Annotated in this window: 1 pseudogene; it reads right to left on the reverse strand. The window is 41.5% G+C overall.

Annotation, left to right across the window (positions count from 1 at the left end):
* Positions 1-393 (reverse strand): annotated as a pseudogene (locus tag ACYVTD_RS17575) (ATP-dependent RNA helicase); the annotation flags it as partial.

The raw sequence follows: 393 nt of genomic DNA on the forward strand, positions 1-393 counted from the left end.
CCGGGAGGAAGGATATAAGGGCTTTGTGTCGATAAAAATGCCGCCGCAATTAGCGTTTCTTTGATCACATCAGGATATTTTAGTATTGCTTCTACAATTATTCTTGATTGACGCGGCGCAAGAGGAAATTCAGTCATTAATTTGCCAATATTTGATAAACTGCGGTCTTTTTCAAGCGCGTCAAGCAGATTTAATGTCTCTATTCCGCCAAGTAATCCTTCTTTTTCTGGCGCGGCGATAAAATCAAAGTTCTCAAAATCGGTAATTCCAAGGTCAGCCATGCGTAAAATAACTTCTGATAGATCCGTGCGGAAGATTTCTTCGGTAGTATACAGCGGTCTTTGTTCAAAATCTTTGCGTGTGTACAAGCGATAACAGGTTCCTTCGCGCGTT

Source organism: Treponema sp. R6D11, assembly GCF_054786075.1.